At 67.2% G+C, this 17,640-nt stretch carries 15 protein-coding genes and 3 tRNA genes; 9 read left to right on the top strand and 9 right to left on the bottom strand.

The annotated features are described in order from the left end of the window. Positions 1–17: 17 nt before the first annotated feature. Positions 18–638, bottom strand: a complete 621-nt coding sequence (locus tag ACFWPH_RS15570) for a TetR/AcrR family transcriptional regulator (protein WP_378751437.1) — start codon at positions 636–638, stop codon at positions 18–20. A gap of 80 nt (positions 639–718) precedes the next feature. Between ACFWPH_RS15570 and ACFWPH_RS15575 the strand changes: the two genes are divergently transcribed. Further along, positions 719–1,771 (top strand): aldo/keto reductase, encoded by a 1,053-nt coding sequence (locus tag ACFWPH_RS15575; protein WP_378751439.1) that lies wholly within the window; start codon positions 719–721, stop codon positions 1,769–1,771. Here ACFWPH_RS15575 and ACFWPH_RS15580 read toward each other — a convergent pair. From ACFWPH_RS15580 to ACFWPH_RS15595, 4 genes are all read right to left on the bottom strand, one after another. Continuing rightward, positions 1,765–6,114: a molybdopterin-dependent oxidoreductase gene (locus ACFWPH_RS15580; protein ID WP_378751441.1), complete on the bottom strand. Its 4,350-nt coding sequence runs from the start codon at positions 6,112–6,114 to the stop codon at positions 1,765–1,767. The two genes, ACFWPH_RS15575 and ACFWPH_RS15580, sit on opposite strands and share 7 nt — an antisense overlap. Before the next feature lie 127 nt (positions 6,115–6,241). Beyond that, a complete protein-coding gene (locus tag ACFWPH_RS15585; protein WP_378751443.1) occupies positions 6,242–6,949 on the bottom strand; it encodes a demethylmenaquinone methyltransferase in 708 nt (235 codons plus the stop codon). A gap of 357 nt (positions 6,950–7,306) precedes the next feature. Continuing rightward, positions 7,307–8,449 carry a glycosyltransferase family 4 protein gene (locus ACFWPH_RS15590; protein ID WP_378751445.1) on the bottom strand — a complete coding sequence of 381 codons (1,143 nt, stop codon included), beginning with the start codon at positions 8,447–8,449 and terminating at the stop codon, positions 7,307–7,309. Positions 8,450–8,454: 5 nt separating this feature from the next. Further along, positions 8,455–8,943 carry a DUF3592 domain-containing protein gene (locus ACFWPH_RS15595; protein ID WP_280416667.1) on the bottom strand — a complete coding sequence of 163 codons (489 nt, stop codon included), beginning with the start codon at positions 8,941–8,943 and terminating at the stop codon, positions 8,455–8,457. 673 nt (positions 8,944–9,616) lie between these two features. On the opposite strand from ACFWPH_RS15595, the gene ACFWPH_RS15600 reads away from it, so the two are divergent. Further along, positions 9,617–10,123, top strand: coding sequence for a DUF2505 domain-containing protein (locus tag ACFWPH_RS15600; protein ID WP_378751447.1), 507 nt, complete (start codon positions 9,617–9,619; stop codon positions 10,121–10,123). Positions 10,124–10,306: 183 nt separating this feature from the next. Here the strand turns inward: ACFWPH_RS15600 and ACFWPH_RS15605 are convergent, their stop codons facing one another. The 3 genes from ACFWPH_RS15605 to ACFWPH_RS15615 are packed head-to-tail and all read right to left on the bottom strand — an operon-like array spanning position 10,307 to position 12,508. Continuing rightward, entirely contained in the window at positions 10,307–10,759 is a 453-nt protein-coding gene (locus ACFWPH_RS15605; protein WP_378751773.1) for a VOC family protein, read from the bottom strand. 18 nt (positions 10,760–10,777) lie between these two features. Then, positions 10,778–11,230: a helix-turn-helix transcriptional regulator gene (locus tag ACFWPH_RS15610; protein ID WP_378751449.1), complete on the bottom strand. Its 453-nt coding sequence runs from the start codon at positions 11,228–11,230 to the stop codon at positions 10,778–10,780. A gap of 6 nt (positions 11,231–11,236) precedes the next feature. Next, the gene (locus ACFWPH_RS15615) at positions 11,237–12,508 is read right to left on the bottom strand and encodes a geranylgeranyl reductase family protein (protein WP_378751451.1); all 1,272 of its coding nucleotides are present in this window, start codon (positions 12,506–12,508) and stop codon (positions 11,237–11,239) included. Positions 12,509–12,643: 135 nt separating this feature from the next. On the opposite strand from ACFWPH_RS15615, the gene ACFWPH_RS15620 reads away from it, so the two are divergent. Together ACFWPH_RS15620 and htpX are read left to right on the top strand one after the other, a co-directional pair. After that, on the top strand, positions 12,644–13,666 hold the full coding sequence (locus tag ACFWPH_RS15620) for a polyprenyl synthetase family protein (RefSeq protein ID WP_378751453.1): 1,023 nt from the start codon (positions 12,644–12,646) through the stop codon (positions 13,664–13,666). Positions 13,667–13,953: 287 nt separating this feature from the next. Beyond that, entirely contained in the window at positions 13,954–14,826 is an 873-nt protein-coding gene (htpX, locus tag ACFWPH_RS15625) for a zinc metalloprotease HtpX (protein WP_378751455.1), read from the top strand. A 6-nt stretch (positions 14,827–14,832) separates the two neighbouring features. Here the strand turns inward: htpX and ACFWPH_RS15630 are convergent, their stop codons facing one another. Then, positions 14,833–15,324, bottom strand: coding sequence for a YajQ family cyclic di-GMP-binding protein (locus ACFWPH_RS15630; RefSeq protein ID WP_280414279.1), 492 nt, complete (start codon positions 15,322–15,324; stop codon positions 14,833–14,835). A 207-nt stretch (positions 15,325–15,531) separates the two neighbouring features. On the opposite strand from ACFWPH_RS15630, the gene ACFWPH_RS15635 reads away from it, so the two are divergent. The 5 genes from ACFWPH_RS15635 to ACFWPH_RS15655 all read left to right on the top strand — a co-directional run bounded on the left by ACFWPH_RS15635 (position 15,532) and on the right by ACFWPH_RS15655 (position 17,606). Further along, positions 15,532–15,617 (top strand) — tRNA-Tyr (locus ACFWPH_RS15635). Positions 15,618–15,803: 186 nt separating this feature from the next. Continuing rightward, positions 15,804–15,876: transfer RNA gene (locus tag ACFWPH_RS15640), tRNA-Thr, on the top strand. A 69-nt stretch (positions 15,877–15,945) separates the two neighbouring features. Continuing rightward, a tRNA-Met gene (locus ACFWPH_RS15645) sits at positions 15,946–16,018 on the top strand. A gap of 44 nt (positions 16,019–16,062) precedes the next feature. After that, positions 16,063–16,233: a 50S ribosomal protein L33 gene (gene rpmG / locus ACFWPH_RS15650; protein WP_011211653.1), complete on the top strand. Its 171-nt coding sequence runs from the start codon at positions 16,063–16,065 to the stop codon at positions 16,231–16,233. A gap of 350 nt (positions 16,234–16,583) precedes the next feature. Further along, the gene (locus ACFWPH_RS15655) at positions 16,584–17,606 is read left to right on the top strand and encodes a fused (3R)-hydroxyacyl-ACP dehydratase subunits HadA/HadB (protein WP_378751775.1); all 1,023 of its coding nucleotides are present in this window, start codon (positions 16,584–16,586) and stop codon (positions 17,604–17,606) included. Positions 17,607–17,640: the final 34 nt, after the last annotated feature.

Genomic DNA, 17,640 nt, shown 5'->3' on the forward strand with positions numbered 1-17,640 from the left:
CGGCCGGTGGCAGGCGATCAGGTTCCGCTGCGCACGAATACCCCTGCCGCGGCCGCGTGTACCGCGGCCTCCGCCGCGACCTGTGCCGCCTGGTCATCGATCTGGTCGCCACTGGCCAGCAGACGGTAGTACAGCGGTCCCGAAACGGCGGTGAGCACCGCGCGGGGGTCGGTGCCGGGTGGCGCCTCGCCCCGGTCGATGGCGTCGGCGATACAAGGTGACCATTCGGTGAGCCGCACATCGTAGAAACGGCGGAGTGCAACCGCTGCGGCTTCGTCGACGCTCGCGGCGGCGATCACCGCACGGAAGAGGCGGCTCTGCCGGGGGTCGGTGAGGGTTTCGGCGACCAGGCGGGCGTTCGCCGCGAGGTCGCCGCGCAACGAGCCCGTATCCGCGCGCGGTAGTGATTGTTCGGCCATATCGACGAGCAGATCGGCGGTCAGCCCGGCCGGTGTGCGCCAGCGCCGGTAGACCGTTGTCTTCCCTACTTCGGCACGGGTGGCGACCTCGGCCAGGTCGAGCCGCGCGAAGCCGTGTTCGGCAAGCAGGTCGCCGGCCGCCTCGAGTACTGCAGCGCGGACGCGGGCGGTGCGGCCGCCGGGGCGAACCGATCCGGGACCGGCCTCCTCGAGTGTCATAAAGGAACTCCAGTTTCATTTAGTCGTCTATCGGTGTATCTTCGAGTATTAATGACACTGTAGACCCATTAGGAGTCGAGATGGAATACCGCCGCCTGGGAGCCTCCGGCCTGATCGTCCCCGCACTGAGCTTCGGCGCCGGCACCTTCGGGGGTCGCGGGGAACTGTTCGGCGCCTGGGGCGATACCGACGTCGAACAGGCCCGCCGCCTGGTGGATATCAGCCTGGACGCCGGCGTCACGATGTTCGATACCGCCGATGTGTACTCCGACGGAGCCTCCGAGGAGGTGCTCGGCGCCGCCATCCGCGGCCGGCGCGACCGCCTGCTGCTGTCCACCAAGGCGAGCCTGCCCACCGGACCCGGCCCGTTCGATGCGGGTTCGGGCCGGACCCGGCTGATCGGCGCCGTGGAAGCCGCGCTGCGCCGGCTCGGGACCGAACATATCGACCTGTTCCAGTTGCACGCGTTCGACGCCCGGACCCCGGTCGAGGAGGTCCTGCACGCGCTCGACGATCTGGTCCGCGCCGGCAAGATCCGTTACCTGGGCGCCTCCAATTTCGCCGGCTGGCAGCTGATGAAATCGCTGGCCGCCGCCGATCGGCACGGGCTCACCCGCTATATCGCCCACCAGGTGTACTACTCGCTGGCCGGACGCGACTACGAATGGGAGCTGATGCCACTGGGTGTCGCCGAAGGTGTGGGCGCGGTGGTCTGGAGTCCACTCGGCTGGGGCCGGCTGACCGGCAAGATCCGCCGCGGCCAACCGCTGCCCGCGGGCAGCCGGCTGCACCGCACGGCGGAGGCCGGCCCGCCGGTGGACCAGGAACATCTCTACAACGTCGTCGACGCCTTGGACGAGATCGCCGCCGAAACCGGCCGGACGGTCCCGCAGATAGCGCTGAACTGGCTGCTCTCCCGTCCGACGGTCGGCACGGTGATCGTCGGTGCCCGCAACGAGGAGCAGCTACGCCAGAATCTCGGCGCCGTCGGCTGGAAACTCACCGCTGATCAGATCGCGCGGCTGGACGCGGCCAGCGCACTCACTCCGCCCTATCCCTACTACCCTTACTACCGCCTGCCCGATTTCACCCGCCTGAACCCGCCCGCCGTGCCGGTGGCAGCGGTTCAGTAGACGTCACGGACGTAACGCTTCTCGGCCACCAGCTGCTTCTTGAATGCCAGGGCGCCGTCCTCGTCGAGTTTGCCGTGGACGCGGGCGATGCGCAGCAGGGCATCGTCGACATCCTTGGCCATCCGGGCGGCGTCACCGCAGACATAGAAGTGGGCGCCCTCGCGCAGCCACGACCACAGTTCCGCACCGTGTTCGATCATCCGGTGCTGCACGTAGATCCGTTCGCGCTGATCACGGGAGAAAGCCAGATCCAGCCGCGAGAGATGGCCGGTCCGGAACATATCCTCGAGTTCGGTGCGGTAGTAGAAGTTCTGCGCCGCGTGCTGGTCGCCGAAGAACAACCAGTTCTTCCCGGTGGCGCCGAGGGCGCGGCGTTCGTACAGGAAACCCCGGAACGGCGCGATACCGGTGCCCGGGCCCACCATGATCATCGGCACGCTCGGATCCAGCGGTGGCCGGAAATGCGGGGCACGCTGCAGGAAGATCGGTACGGCCGCGGCGGCGCGATCGGCCAGGAAAGTGGAACAGACGCCGCCGCGCCGGGCCGCCGAGCCCGCGATCCGCGGATCGCCGTAGCGGACGATCCCGACGGTCAGCTCTACTTCCCGCGGGCTGACCAGCGGGCTGGAAGAGATCGAATACTGGCGTGGTTGCAGCTTTTTCAGAATGTCGAGCCACTCCACGAGGTCGGCGTGGATCGGGAAATCGCGCAGTACGTCCACCAATTGCCGGTCCCACAGATAGCCGGCCAGTTCGTTGCGGTTATCGCGGCGCAGCAGTTTGGCCAGCCGGTTGCTGGGATTGCGGCCGGCTATGAATTCGAGCAGGTCCCGGGAGACCCGGGCGATATCGAAATGGGTGCGCAGCGCCTGTTCCAGCGGCATCTCGGTATCGCCCGCGGTGACGGTCCGCCCGGCCGCCAAACCCGCCGCGTCGAGGAACTCACCGACCAGCGACGGGCAGTTGCTCGGCCATACCCCGAGTGAATCACCCACCTCGTAGCGTGCGTCCGTATCGCCGAGATCGAAGGCTATCCGCCGGACCTCCTTGGTGGAGTCGGGAATTGTCAGCACCTCGTTGCGGACCAGTGGTGCCGGGACCGGTAGTGCCCTGGTGAACGGAGCCGGCGCCGGATGCCCGGGGTGTACGGGTGCCCCGCGCTCCAGCAGACCCGTCGCGGTGGCCACGCCGGAACCGGTTCGCCCGCTCGGACTCGCGCCGGCGAACCCTCCCTCCGGCCGCGCGAGGATGTCGCCCCCGGGAGCTCGGCCTCCGACGCTGCCGGCTGTGACCGCGGCGAAGCCGTATTCGGTACCCGCGGACCCGGTCGCGCTCGCCCCGAAACCGGCGGCGGGCGTGCCGGATCGGGTGACCGTGCGTGCGGGGAACTCCGCACCGGAGTTCCCGCTGCCGCCGCCCGGCTCCGGGGCGCCGCCGAGTACCGCGATCACCTCGTCGAGCCAGTCCGAACCGGGCCCGGCGAAATCCGGTTCGCAGTCCACCCGCGGTAGCAGCCGGGTCGCGCCACGTTCGGCGAACGCCGTATCGAGCCGCCGGCCGTGGCCGCAGAAATCGTCATAGGAGGAATCGCCCATGGCGAACACCGCGAAACGTACGCCCGTGAGCCGGTTCGCGCTCTCGTCGAGCCGGGTCCAGAAATCGGCGCCGTTGTCCGGCGGGCCGCCGTCGCCGAACGTACTGCTGATCACCAGGACATCGCCCGTCAGCGCGGTGAGGTCGCAGGAATCCATATCGATCGGCCGCGGCCGGTACCCGGATGCGGTGAGCCGCTGCGCCGCGGTGGCTGCGAATTCCTCGGCATTGCCGGTCTGCGAGGCCCACAGCACCGTCACGGCCGGGCTCGGTGGTTCCGGTGCCGCCGAATCCGGATGGCCGGCGCGCGAATACATACCGGCCAGCAGTCCGTCCACCCAGAGCCGGCTCTGCCGCGACACCGGCGCGGTCTCCGGGAGCACCGGCTGCCCCGCCACCGGCAAGGATTGCAGCGCCGCGAGATATCCACCGAGGTAGATCCGCTCGGTTTCGCTGAGGGTGGGGGAGGTCGCCGCATCCAGCCCGAGAATCGTCGCGAGCGGATGGTCCCCGGGGCTCGCCGCGAGTTCTTGCCGGCTGTCGGTAATCGCGGGCGTTTCGGCGGATACCACCGGCGCGACCCGGCGCAGCGCGACGGCGCAGGCCTTGAACTCCGGTTGCAGCGAATCGGCGTCCACCGCGTCGTTGGTGACGGCGTTGACGGTCAGGTATTCGCCCTGTTCGTCGTTCCAGTGGAAGGGCGCGAAACATCCGCCGGGAAGTACCCGGTCGCTGATCCGCACGGGGAGAACGGCGCGGCCGCGCCGGGAGGTGATCTCCACCTGGTCGCCCGCGGCCAGCCCCAGTTCGCGGGCGTTGTCGGGATGGACCTCGGCGAACGGTTCCGGGTTCAGTTTGCCGAGCTTGTCGATCCGGCCCGTCTTGGTCATCGAATGCCACTGATGTTGCAGGCGACCGGTGTTGAGCAGGAACGGGTAGTCGTCATCCGGCATTTCCGCCGGCAACATATGCGGGCGCGGCCAGAAGACCGCTCGCCGGCCAGAGGTGGGGAAGGCCAGGCGTGGCCGGTGCCCGGTGTCGTCGACGAAGGGCTCCCCGCCGGACCCGTCGTTGCGGTAGCGGATCGGGTTGCGGCGCTGTGCCGGGTCCGGGCACGGCCACTGCATGGGGCCCTCGCGCAGCTCGTCGTGACTCATCCCGCGCAGGTCGTAACCGGTGGCCGGATTGGCGAAGCCACGGATCTCGTCGAACACCTCGGCCGCGGAGCCGTATTCGAAACCGGAGAAGCCCATGGCGGTCGCCACCTGGGCGATGAGCTGCCAGTCCGGGCGCGCCGCGCCGGCCGGTTCGACCGACTGCCGCTGCAAGGTCACGGTGCGTTCGGAATTGACCATCGCGGCATCGGCCTCGGCCCACAGTGTGGCGGGTAACAGGAGGTCGGCATAGGTATTGGTGGCGGTATCGGTGTAGGCATCCTGGGTGATCACCAGTTCGGCGGCCTCCAGGCCCGCGATCACCGTTTTGCGATTTGCCACCGTGGCCACCGGATTGGTGCAGATGATCCACGCTGCTTTGATCGTGCCGCCCGCGAGCTGCCGGAACATTTCCACGGTGCCCGGTCCGGCCTCGGCGCGAATGGTTCCCGGCGGTAGATCCCACGCCGTTTCCACGAATGTCCGGTCGGCGGGGGAGAGCACGCTGCGCTGGCCGGGCAGCCCGGGACCCATGTACCCCATTTCCCGGCCGCCCATGGCATTCGGCTGCCCCGTCAGCGAGAAGGGCCCGCTACCCGGGCGGCAGATGGCGCCGGTAGCCAGATGCAGATTGCACAGTGCGTTGGTGTTCCAGGTGCCGTGGGTGGACTGATTCAGCCCCATCGTCCACAGGCTCATCCATTCGCCCGCCGCTCCGATCCAGCGGGCGGCGGTGCGGATATCCGCCTCGGCCAGGCCCGTGATCGCGGCGACCCGATCCGGAGTGTAGGCGGCGAGGAAATCGGGCATTGCGGCCCAGCCCTCGGTGTGCTCGGCGATGAACTGCTCGTCGATATCACCCTCCTCGACCAGCAGGTACAGCAGTCCGTTGAGCAGCGCGAGATCGGTTCCGGGCCGGATCTGCAGGAACAGGTCCGCGCGGGCGGCGGTATCGGTACGCCGCGGGTCCACCACGATCAGCTTCGCGCCGGATTTGAGCCGCTCGGACATGCGCAGGAAGAGGATGGGATGGCAATCGGCCATATTCGCGCCGATGACGAAGAACAGGTCGGCGTGGTCGAGATCGTCGTAGGAACCGGGCGGGCCATCGGCCCCGAGCGACTGCTTGTATCCGGTGCCGGCGCTCGCCATACACAGCCGGGAATTCGCCTCCATGTGCACGGTCCGCAGATACCCTTTGGCGAGTTTCGTCGCCAGGTACTGCGCTTCCAGCGACATCTGCCCGGAGACATACAGCGCGATCGCGTCCGGCCCGTGCTCGTCGAGGATCGCCCGTAACCGCGTCGCGGCCTCGGCCACCGCCTCGTCCACCCCCACCGGCTCCGGTTCGGTCCCGCGCCGGGGCCGGCGGTACGCGGTGGTCATCCGGCCCGGCGTCCGCATCAGTTCGAGGTGGGTGGCGCCCTTCGTGCACAGCCGCCCGGCGTTCGCCGGATGCAGTTTATCGCCACTGACCCGGGCGATCACCGGAGCGCCGGTGGCATCCGGAGTCGTGGTGACCTCGATGCCGCAGCCCACCCCGCAGTACGAGCACGCCGTCCTGATCGTGCCCGCCTCCGCGCCTGACTCGCCCATGCCGTATCCCTCGGACATGTTTCCGATGGTGCCCGCGAGCCGTTTCCTCGGGTTTGCCCGATGTTATCGCCGCATCACATTCCACTTCACCGGCGAAAATCACAGCTGTGAGGAAAATGAACCGGCGTCAGCTCCCGAGCTTGTAGCCGCGGTGCAAGGCGACCACCCCGCCGGTGAGGTTGCGCCATTTCACTCCCGCCCAGCCGGCGTCGGCGACCCGGCGGCCCAGCTGCCGCTGATTCGGCCAGGCCCGGATGGATTCGGCCAGGTAGACGTAGGCGTCCGGATTACTGCTGACTGCCCGCGCGACCCGCGGGAGCGCCTTCATCAGGTACTCCATGTAGATCGTCTTGAACACCGGGATCACCGGGGTGGAGAACTCACAGATCACCAGCCGGCCCCCGGGTTTGGTGACACGCAGCATCTCCCGCATCGCCAGATCGGTATCGGCGACATTGCGCAGGCCGAACGAGATCGTCACCGCGTCGAAGGAGTTGTCGGCGAACGGCAGCGCCATGGCATCACCGGCGACCATCGGGACCTTACGGAACCGTCCCGCGGCGAGCATGCCCTGGGAGAAATCGGCGGCCACGCACCAGGCACCCGATTTGCCCAGTTCCACGGTGGAGACACCGGTCCCGGCCGCCAGATCGAGGATCTGCTCACCGGGACGCGGGGCGATGGCCCTACGGGTCATCCACCGCCAATAGCGATCCTGCCCGGCCGAGATCACGGTATTGGTCAGATCGTATCGTCGCGCCACCCCATCGAACATCGAAGCGACCTCGTGCGGTTGCTTGTCCAGCGAGGCCCGAACCGATTGCGTTTTCGCCACAGCCCGACCCTACTCGGCGCCACTGTCACTTCGGCGGGCCGACCGCGGTCAGATCGGCGGGCCGATCGATGTCACATCGCGGGTCGGATCAGGGGGTTGCCGGCGGCCGATCAGGGTGATGCTGCGGGGCGATTCGTACTCCGGACGCTGTGCGCGCGTGTGACAGCGAGCCGCCAGTGTCCGGTGGCCGACCGGTCGGCCACACTGCTCGTCCGGCCGGCGAGCTCGCCTACATCACCTATCGGGCTACCCGGAGTCCAGCCCAGTGCAGCCGTCCGATCGGCTGCGCGCTCGGCCGGCGGCAGTCGATTCCTCGCGGATCGGCGAGCCGGGCACCGCGTTGCCCTGGCAGGCCGATCAGGCCGAACGCGACAGCTGGTATTCGGTGCCGAGCACGTCGGCGTAGTGACCCATGAGTTCGGTGCACAGGGCCGGCCAGGTGCGATGCAGCACCGATTTCCGGGCGGCTGCACCGAACCGGGCGCGCACCCGGGGATCGCGCAGGGCGGTGACGGCGCCCGGCAGCAGTTCGGTGAATTCCGCGACCGGTAGCAGGTAGCCGTTGCGGCACGGGGCGATGAGGTCGCGTGGGCCGCCGGCGTCGGGACCGATCACGGGAACGCCGCTGGCCAGTGCCTCCTGGACACCCTGGCAGAAGGTTTCGTGTTCGCCGGGGTGCACCATCACATCCAAACTGGCGTAGGCCTGCGCCAATTCGTCGCCGGCGAGTTCACCGGTGAAGATCGCGCCCGGCAGCGTTGCGGCCAGTTTCGGCCGCTGCGGTCCGTCACCGACGATCACCAGTTGAACGTCCGGATCGCGGGCCAGGACCGCGAGCCGCTCCACATGTTTCTCCGGCGCCAGCCGGCCCACGAATCCCACCACGAGCCGATCGTTTCCGCCGAGCCACTCGTCGCGTAGTCGCGGCTGACGGGCCGCCGGGGTGAACCGTGCCGCGTCGACCCCACGCGCCCACCGGTGAACTCGTGGAATCCCGTGCCGGGCCAAACTCTCCGCCGCGGCGCTCGACGGTGCCAGGGTGCGGGCCGCGCCCTCGTGGATGCGCCTGGTCCAGCCCCAGGCCGCGCGCTCGGCCAGTCCCAGTCCGTAGCTCTTGGCGAAACCGGCCACATCGGTCTGGTACACCGCGACCGTGGGCAGGTCCAGTCGTAGCGCGGCGGCCAGACCGCCGGCGCCCAGCAGGAAAGGCGACGCCAGATGCACCACATCGGCGCCGAAATCGTCCAGAATCCGCACCATCCCCGGCTGCGGCAGCCCTACGGGCAGCGAACTGATCTTCGGCACCATCACCGCCGGCACCCGGTGCACCGGGAATCTGCCGTGGTGCCGCGGCGCGGGGGGACGCCCGCGCAGCGTATCGGGCGCGATGACGAATGCCTCGTGTCCGTGGCGGTCCAGATGATCGAGCACCCGCAGGACCGAGTTCACGACGCCGTTCATATTCGGGAGGAAGGACTCGGCAACGATGGCTACGCGCACACGGGTCAGTCTGCGGGGTCGGGGGATCCCGGGACGCGTCGTCGATATGACACCGGATCGAAGATCCGGCGAACACTCATCGAACCGGTTTCCGCACGCAACAGCAGCCACAGAGTGGGCAGCGTCAGCGCCCAGACGGTGGCGAGCACGGACAGCGCCGGCGGTATCGCTACCCGCACATCGCGGCCGGCCACCCGTACCAGGTCGGGGTCGGCGCGGTTGTATTCGACGTTGATGCGTTCGCCCGCGGTCAGGTTGGTCGGGTACAGCACACCCACTTTGGGATTGTGGGTCACACCGTCCGGGGTGACGTACATCACCGCGGATCGCAATCGTCCGGCGGACAGCACCTCACCCGTTGTTTCGCCCTTGTCGGATTCGATCAGGTAATCGTTGCGCCAGGCCGCGAGAACCAGCAGCACCACCAGCACGCTCACCGAAACGGCGGCGATCAGCACGCCGACGCGTATCCGCCGCAGCCGTTCGGCCCGCACCGAAGAATCGGCCGGCGCGGATTCTGTGTGCACATCCCCCGCCGGGGCGGTTTCCGCGGGCTCCGGCTCGGCCGGTTCACCCAGTTCGTGCACGGGATCGGGCGGCTCGGCCACATCAGCTTGGTCGGGCACGCTACCTCCTTCCGGATTCGATCCCTGTCGGCGTCCGCGACCGGGCGGTGCCGGGCGGTTGCCGCGCCGGCGAAAGCCATGAGACCCGGTTGCCGAGGCGGTGCCCGGGTCGCGGCACCGCAACAGCCTAACGGCGTGGCGTCCGGACCTGGGTTCCGGTTGGATCGGGCGTCGAGTTGCCGGTGGCTGAGCACGGCGTCGCCGGAAATAAGGGGGGTATCGCGGGGTGTAGTGGACGGTGGCGGCGAGCACGTCCACTGCGGGTTCGGTGGCGGCTTCAGGACTCGGGGCAGTCCCGCGACGGACGTGCCGACGGTGGTCGCGCCGGTCGGCGCGAATTGCGTAACCCACACCCGGCGGATTCGCGGCACGGGAAGAGTGCGGTGCGAGTCGGAGGGGCATGCACAGGACGTATGCGGTCGAGTTACTCCGATGGCCGAACGGGACCTCGCGTGCGGGGTAATGCTTGTGAAGTGGCGTGCTGTCCACGGCTGGAGCGAGGGGCAGGTGAGTGCGGCAGGTTCGGCTACTGTGGGCGCTCATGGCCCGTAAATTCGGCTTCACGCTGACCTATCCGATCCCGGTCGCCGAACTCCACGCCGCGCTCACCGGGGAAGAACTGTGGCGCGACCGCTTCGCCGGCGCGCAGACAGCCACGCTCGACCTGACCCATCCGGGCGGGCCGGGCACCATCCGGCTCGCGATGAGCGAGAAGATCCGCCCGGACAAGATCCCCGGCATCGTCCGCAAGGTCCTCAAGAGCGATCTGGTCGTCACCCGCGTGGACAACTGGCAGCCGCTGACCGGTGACACCGCCGAGGGCACGTTCGAAGGCACCTCGTCGGCGATCTCCTCGGAGATGACCGGAACCTACCGGCTCCGGTCCGCCGGTGACGGGTCGGAACTGGAGGTCTCCGGTTCGGTGAAGGTCAAGGTCCCCTTGGTCGGCGGCGCCATCGAACCCCTGGCCGAACAGCTGCAGCGGCGAGTGGTGGAAAGCGAACGCAAATTCATCCTGAAATGGTTCGCCGAGCGCGCAAACGCCTGATACGCCTGTGCCGGTTGCCCGGCCCATCCTGCTTCCGCCTGTGAGTATCGCGGGCGGAAGCAGGGACCGCGGGGCCACAACCCCGGTCGCGTCGGTCCGCCGAGGTCATAGTGCCTCAGCGCGCAGGCTGGGTCCGGAGTTCGTCGATCGTCGATGCCTCGCTCCGTGACCGGCGTCCGCACCTCAGAGTTCTTCGCAGGGAGCTTCCATCGCGGCGGACGGGTCGAACTCCTTCGGCTCGACCATGACCAGCCAGTTCCCGGAGTTGTCGCGGAAAACGGCCTCCACACCGTAGGGCCGCTCCGCCGGCGGTTGTACGAAATCCACGCCCTTGGCCGTCAACTCCTTGTAGGCCTGCTGGCAGTCCTTCGTGGTGAGCCCCAGCGAACCGTGGGTGCCGTTGGCCAGTGACCGCCGGATCGCCTCGGCGAGGTTTTCGTCCAGCGGCGGGCCGGGCACCATCAGGGTCACCTCGAGTTCCGGATGGTCCGGTTGGGCCACGGTCACCCAGCGGAAACCGTTGTCGCCCATCTGCACATCGGCCGTCTCCACGAATCCGAGGGTGTCGATGTACCAGTTCTTCGCCTCGGTCTGATCGGTCACGTACACCGTGACCAGCGAAATGTTGGTGATGATCGGGGTCATGAGAGGAGCCTAAGCGCGCCGCGAACGCCGTGGCTTCTCCGAAATTGCGGTGTCCGGGCGGCGGTCGGACAACCCGTGCATGAATACATAACAGCCGGGGATCCGCGGCGCGCCGTCGGCGAATTTCGCCTGGTACTCCGACGGTGAAACCCCCACCAGTTCGGTGAACTTGCGCGAGAACGATCCCAGGCTGGTGTATCCGACGAGCAGGCATACCTCGGTCACCGTCGTATTGGTGGCGCGGAACAGGTCCTGGGCCCGCTCGATCCGGCGCTCGGCCAGATACAGTGCCGGCGTGCGGCCGTAGGTCGCGGCGAAACAGCGCAGGAAGTGATACTTCGAGACCCCCGCAGCCGCGGCCATCCCGTCCAGGTCCAGCGGCTGTGCGTATTCGCGGTCGATGAGATCACGCGCCCGGCGCAGATGCGGGAGCAGATCCTCGGGTACCGGCCGCGCTGCCATGGTGGCCTACCCGAACGGAACGAGTTCGTCGAAACGCATCGACGCGCGCCCGGCGGTACGCCACGCCCGCGCCGTCAGGTCCAGATCCTCATCGGTGACCAGATTGCCCATCACTCGAACTGCGGTACGCTGCAACAGTTTCGAGCGCATCACCGGTGGCCCGCCCACCGGCACCATTCGCGGGTGGGTCGCCAGCCCGGCGATCCGGCGGGCCACCGAGTAGGTGCGCCCGTATTTGCGGCGCAGCACATCCGGCCACAACCGGGTCAGGTCGGGTTCGTCCAGGAGACCGGCGAGTATGTGCCCGCCCTCCAACCCGTAGTCGATACCTTCGCCGTTCAGCGGGTTCACACAACCGGCGGCGTCACCCACCAGCACCCAGTTGCGGCCCGCGATACCGGAGACGGCCCCGCCCATCGGCAGCAGCGCCGAGGACACCGCCCGCAGCGGACCGGTGAGCTCCCATTCGTCGCGACGCTGCGCGGTGTAGTGCTCCAGCAGGGGTTTCAACGCGATATGCGAGGGCCGCTGTTCGGTCGCCAGCGAACCGACGCCGATATTCACCTGACCGTTGGCGAGCGGGAACACCCAGCCGTAGCCGGGGACCAGTTCGCCTTGCGCGTTACGCAGCTCCAGATGCGAGGTGATCCACTGGTCGTCGCTGCGCCCGGACGCTATATAGGCGCGCGCGGCCACCCCGTACGCGTATTTGCGGTGCCAGGTCCGGCCGAGTTTCTTACCCACCGGAGAGCGGACACCATCGGCCACGATCAAGGTCTCACAGCGAATCTCGGCGGTCTGCTCGCCGGTGCGCACCACCACCCCGGCGACCCGGTCACCATCGCGTACCACGTCGACGACCTTGGTGCCGTCGAACATCCGGGCCCCGGATTTCACGGCAGTTTCGCGCAGTTTGTCGTCCAGTTCGGTACGCGGTATCGCACTGCCGTAGGTCGGGAAGGAACCGGCCGGCCACGGCAGCAGCGCCTCGCGGCCGAATCCGGTCATCCGCAAACCGTGGTTGACGGTATGTGCGCGCACCCATTCACCCAGACCCAGATGTTCGAGCTCCGCGGTGGCGCGCGGGGTCAGCCCGTCCCCGCAGGTCTTGTCACGAGGGAACACCGCGGAATCGAGCAGCAGCACATCGCGACCCGCCCGGGCCGCCCAGGCCGCGGATGCGGAACCGGCGGGTCCGGCACCCACTACCAGCACCTGCACGTGTGCGGGCAGCGGCCCCCGGTCGCGATCGGCTGGTGTGGCTTCGGGTGCACCCATGCGGACAATAGTTACAGGCCGCGGTCTGCGATGTCGATGGCGGTACGGTCAATACAGTGACGGTGTTCATGGGCGCTGCGGCATGGACACGCTAGGTTCATCACCGTGGGGTCGGACGCGTCCTTGGGAGAAGGTATGAGCACATCTGCTGTGAGCGAAGCCGGCACGGTGGTGGCGGGGGTGGACCTCGGAGACGCCGCCCTCGCCGCGACAGTGCGCGAGGGGCTCGACCGGGTGGAGGGGTTACTGGTCGAGGAATTGTCGGACGGGGCGTCGTTCCTGCAGGAAGCCGCGCTGCATCTGGCCAGGGCCGGGGGTAAGCGGTTCCGCCCGCTGTTCACCATCTTGACCGGCCAGCTCGGCCCGCGCCCCGACGATCCGGAGCTCATCACCGCGGGCACGGTCGTCGAACTGGTACATCTGGCCACGCTCTACCACGACGATGTGATGGACGAGGCCACCATGCGGCGCGGCGCACCGAGCGTGAATTCGCGCTGGGGTAACAGCGTGGCGATCCTGGCCGGTGACTATCTGTTCGCCCATGCCTCCCGCCTCACCTCCACCCTCGGCCCGGATGCGGTGCGCATCATCGCGGAAACATTCGCCGAACTGGTCACCGGCCAGATGCGCGAAACCATGGGTGCCCGCGAAGCCGCCGATCCCGTCGCGCACTACCTGAAGGTGGTCTGGGAGAAGACGGGTTCGCTGATCGCAGCCTCCGGCCGCTTCGGCGGTACGTTCTCCGGCGCCGATCTCGACCACGTGGAGCGTCTCGCTCGCCTCGGCGACGCGGTGGGCACCGCCTTCCAGATCTCCGACGACATCATCGATATCTCGTCGGTCTCCGCGCAGTCGGGTAAAACCCCCGGCACCGACCTGCGCGAAGGTGTGCATACGCTCCCGGTCCTTTACGCCCTCCGGGATCCCGGCTCCGACGGCGACCGCTTGCGCACCCTGCTGGACCATCCCCTCGAATCGGATGAGGAGGTGGCCGAAGCTCTCGAGCTGCTCGGCCGTTCCCCGGGGATGACGCAGGCCAAGGACAAACTGCGGGAGTACAGCGATATCGCTCACGCGGAACTGAAGGCGCTTCCCGCGGGTCCGGCGAACGATGCCTTGGTGCGGCTGGTCCAGTACACGACCGAGCGGGTCGGCTGAGCCGATTCTTCGTTGCGTCGGCGCACGGGGTTATGGAGGGGGGACCCCTCGCCCCAATCGGTTGCGTGGGGCCTCGGGCGGCTCGGGGCCTGTTACGTGTATCGCTGACCTCGAGGCGCTGCTGGGCAGGGCCGGTTCGGTGCCGCCCGCATTGCCCGGCCCGGGACAGGTTCGGCCCGACGCGCGGCGTGGACGCCGGAACTCCGGCGCCGACTCGGTCGTTGAGCACGTGTAGCGGTTCTGGCCGAAATTCGCGCGTCTGAGCGCGTCACCTATACAGGAGTGCTATGCACGGGCACGGGTTTGCGAATGGGTTCAAAACGTTCGGGCTCATGGTCGGTCTTTCCGCGCTCATCGTGTTGGCGGGCGCAGCGTTCCGGAACACCACCATTCTGGTGATCGCGGTGCTACTCGCCGTGGCGATGAACGGTTATGCGTATTTCAACAGCGATAAACTCGCGCTGAAAGCGATGCGCGCGCAGCCGGTGAGTGAGCTCGAGGCGCCGGTGATCTATCGCATCGTGCGCGAGCTGGCAACCACTGCGCGGCAACCCGTGCCGCGCCTGTACATAAGTCCTACGAATGCGCCGAATGCGTTCGCGACAGGGCGTAATCCGCGCCATGCGGCGGTGTGCTGTACCAGCGGTATCCTGCAGATTCTGGACGAGCGGGAATTGCGGGCGGTGCTCGGGCACGAACTGTCCCACGTCTACAACCGGGATATTCTGATCTCGTCGGTTGCCGGTGCGATGGCGGCGGTGATATCCGGTCTGGCGAATTTCGCCTATTTCGCGGCCGCGTTCGGCGGTAATCGGGGCGGTTCCGGCCCGAATTTCATCGGAGTGCTGCTGGTATCGCTGCTGGGGCCCATTGCCGCGGGCCTGATCAAGATGGCGGTTTCGCGTTCCCGCGAATATCAGGCCGACGAATCGGGCGCGGAGTTGACCGGTGATCCGCTGGCACTGGCTTCGGCGCTACGCAAACTGGAGCGCGGGGTACAGGCGGCGCCGCTGCCGCCCGAACCCCGGCTCACCGCACAATCGCATCTCATGATCGCCAACCCGTTCCGGGCCGGTGATCGGATGGCCCGGTTGTTCTCCACACATCCGCCGATGTCCGACCGGATCGCACGGCTGGAACAGATGGCCGGGCGGCGCTGAGCGGTTCTAGCGGTAGTTCACGAACTGCAGCGCAATTCCGAAATCCTCGCCCTTCAGCAGGGAGATCACGGCCTGCAGATCATCGCGTTTCTTGCTGGTCACGCGCAGTTCGTCGCCCTGGATCTGCGCCTTGACGCCTTTCGGGCCTTCGTCGCGGATCTTCTTGGAGATCTTCTTCGCATGTTCGGCGTCGATGCCCTGGATCAGCGAGCCGGTGACCTTGTAGGTTTTGCCCGACGCGACCGGTTCGCCGGCATCGAAGGCTTTGAGGGAGATATCCCGGCGGATCAGCTTCTCCTTGAAAACCTCGAGTGCGGCTTTGACGCGCTCCTCGGATTCGGCGGTGAGCACCACTTTGTCCTCGCCCGACCATTCGATGCCCGCGCCCGTTCCCCGGAAGTCGTAACGCGTGTTCAGTTCCTTCTCGGCCTGATGCAGCGCGTTGTCGACCTCCTGCCGTTCGACCTTGCTGACGATATCGAATGATGAATCGGCCACACTGCGCTCCTGTTCGCTGTTGGATCACCCTGAGTGCCTACGCAAGCTACCTCGTTCGCGAAGCGGCACAGCATGAGCGGGTCGGGCGATCGTGTCGATCCGTCGATCGGGCGATCTGGCCAGCCGGTTTGCGTTCCGGGTGCGGGTTCGTTGTATTCTGCTCAGCGCACTCGAAAAGTGATCGCGAGATCGCCGGGTGCGGTTCCAGGCAGGTTGCCCGAGCGGCCAATGGGAGCAGACTGTAAATCTGTCGGTGAAAGCCTACGTAGGTTCGAATCCTACACCTGCCACCACGAGCCCCCGCCGGTGAAATCCGGCGGGGGCTCTGTCGTTTCCGGAGTGGCGCCGACCGTTCCGATACAACCGGAAAACGTGCTCTGACCACCCGGTTTGGTGCTGTCGGCGGTAAGTGTGTACTCTCGTTCAAGTCTTCGAGGCAACGGGCGGGAGATCATCCGGTTCCGCTGCGGAGAAGTCGCGCCCCCTTAGCTCAGTCGGTAGAGCGTTTCCATGGTAAGGAAAAGGTCAACGGTTCGATTCCGTTAGGGGGCTCGCCGGATTGCCGGTGGTGTCCGACTCGGCGTTCCAAGCCGCGACGTCGCCGTTGCAGATGGCGCGTAAGGCGGTGTAGCTCAGTCGGTAGAGCAAACGACTCATAATCGTTGTGTCGCCGGTTCAAGTCCGGCCATCGCTACCCATACTGATTGACCCTCTGGTTGACCGGAAAGAAGGCATATCGTGGCCGCGAAGTCCACCGATGTCCGGCCAAAGATCACCTTGGCCTGCGAGCAGTGCAAGCATCGCAACTACATCACCAAGAAGAACCGGCGCAACGACCCGGATCGGCTGGAGCTGAAGAAGTTCTGCCCGAACTGCGGTACGCACCGCGCCCATCGCGAATCCCGCTGACCCTTGGCATGTGGCGTCGCTGCTCCGGTGGCGACGCATCACCTGCCGGGGCGGGCCGGGTGGCGCCGATCGAGACGATATGCGGGTTTCGCATCGTCGTGCTCGCCGCGCCGTGACGCGCCTGTTCGGCTCGCTACAGCTATGGTTTTCTCCTGGGCGGGCCTTCCCGCCCGCTCGCGGTCGGCAATGGGCCGCGGTTTTGATCGGGCGGCTGTGCGGTCTCCCTCTCGGCTACGCCGGCTACCACCTACTGGACTGACGTCCAGCCGCCAAGCAGACTCCGTGCTGCGGGGTCAGATAGGTACAGTCCTCCCGTGACAACGAACACCGGAACAGACGAAGTGGCCGCGATGGAAGCGGAGTTCGATCCCGCCGCCCATGCGGCCGCTATGGTCGGGCACCACTACCGCGTCGACGACTATTACGAGGTCGGCCGCGAGAAGGTCCGCGAGTACGCCCGTGCCGTACAGGACAGCCACCCGGTGCACTGGGACGAAGATATCGCGCTGGAGTACGGCTACGACGGTCTGGTCGCCCCGCTGACCTTCATCTCTCTCGTCGGAATCCTGGCGCAGCGCAAACTCTTCGAGACGGTCGTCACCGGCTACGACCTGAGCCAGATCATGCAGACCGACCAGATCCTGGAATTCCACCGCCCGATCCTGGTGGGTGACCGGTTGACCTGCGATGTCTACCTGCATTCGTTCCGCCAGGCCTTCGGCGGCGACATCATCGTCACCAAGAACATCGTCACCGATCAGCATGACGAGGTGGTGCTCACCACCTACACCACCCTGGTCGGCCGCAGCGGCGGTGATATCGATCCCAACTTGAACGATGCGGTGCGCAAGGTCCTGATGCACGGGATGGAAGCCTCCATGCCGGACCACACGCCCCGCTCGCATCCCGCCCCGCCGGCCCCGGCGGCGGAGAAGGCCGTGGCCACCCGGTTCGCGCGTTCCTTCGACGAAGTCTCCGCCGGCGACGAGCTGCCTACCCGGATCGTGCGGCTCACCCGTGGCGATCTGGTGAACTACGCCGGTGTCTCCGGCGACGCCAACCCCATCCACTGGAGCGACGAGGTCGTGAAGCTGGTGGATCTGGAGACCTGCGTCGGCCACGGCATGCTCTCCATGGGCCTGGGCGGCGGGTTCGTCACGTCCTGGCTGGGCAATCCGGGCGCGGTCAAGGAGTACAACGTCCGGTTCACCAGTCCGGTGTTCGTGAGCGCTACCGAACCGGCCGAGGTCGAGTTCAGCGGCAAGATCAAATCCGTCGATCCGGAAACCCGGACCGCGGTGATCGCCATCGTGGCCAAATCCGGTGGACGCAAGATTTTCGGCCGGGCCACAGCGACTGTCCAGTTGTCCTGACCTGGTCGAGCGCCCCTGATTGGCTTCCGTAGCC

The organism is Nocardia sp. NPDC058499 (assembly GCF_042719915.1).
Taxonomy (GTDB): domain Bacteria; phylum Actinomycetota; class Actinomycetes; order Mycobacteriales; family Mycobacteriaceae; genus Nocardia.

What these genes read in the sequence shown, in the direction of transcription:
- ACFWPH_RS15600 (WP_378751447.1), top strand. Translation starts at nt 9,617, where the DNA reads ATGGCCCGTAAATTCGGCTTCACGCTGACCTATCCGATCCCGGTCGCC.
- ACFWPH_RS15580 (WP_378751441.1), bottom strand. Translation starts at nt 6,114, where the DNA reads ATGGGCGAGTCAGGCGCGGAGGCGGGCACGATCAGGACGGCGTGCTCG.
- htpX (WP_378751455.1), top strand. Translation starts at nt 13,954, where the DNA reads ATGCACGGGCACGGGTTTGCGAATGGGTTCAAAACGTTCGGGCTCATG.
- ACFWPH_RS15615 (WP_378751451.1), bottom strand. Translation starts at nt 12,508, where the DNA reads ATGGGTGCACCCGAAGCCACACCAGCCGATCGCGACCGGGGGCCGCTG.
- ACFWPH_RS15655 (WP_378751775.1), top strand. Translation starts at nt 16,584, where the DNA reads ATGGAAGCGGAGTTCGATCCCGCCGCCCATGCGGCCGCTATGGTCGGG.
- ACFWPH_RS15575 (WP_378751439.1), top strand. Translation starts at nt 719, where the DNA reads ATGGAATACCGCCGCCTGGGAGCCTCCGGCCTGATCGTCCCCGCACTG.
- ACFWPH_RS15610 (WP_378751449.1), bottom strand. Translation starts at nt 11,230, where the DNA reads ATGGCAGCGCGGCCGGTACCCGAGGATCTGCTCCCGCATCTGCGCCGG.
- ACFWPH_RS15570 (WP_378751437.1), bottom strand. Translation starts at nt 638, where the DNA reads ATGACACTCGAGGAGGCCGGTCCCGGATCGGTTCGCCCCGGCGGCCGC.
- ACFWPH_RS15620 (WP_378751453.1), top strand. Translation starts at nt 12,644, where the DNA reads ATGAGCACATCTGCTGTGAGCGAAGCCGGCACGGTGGTGGCGGGGGTG.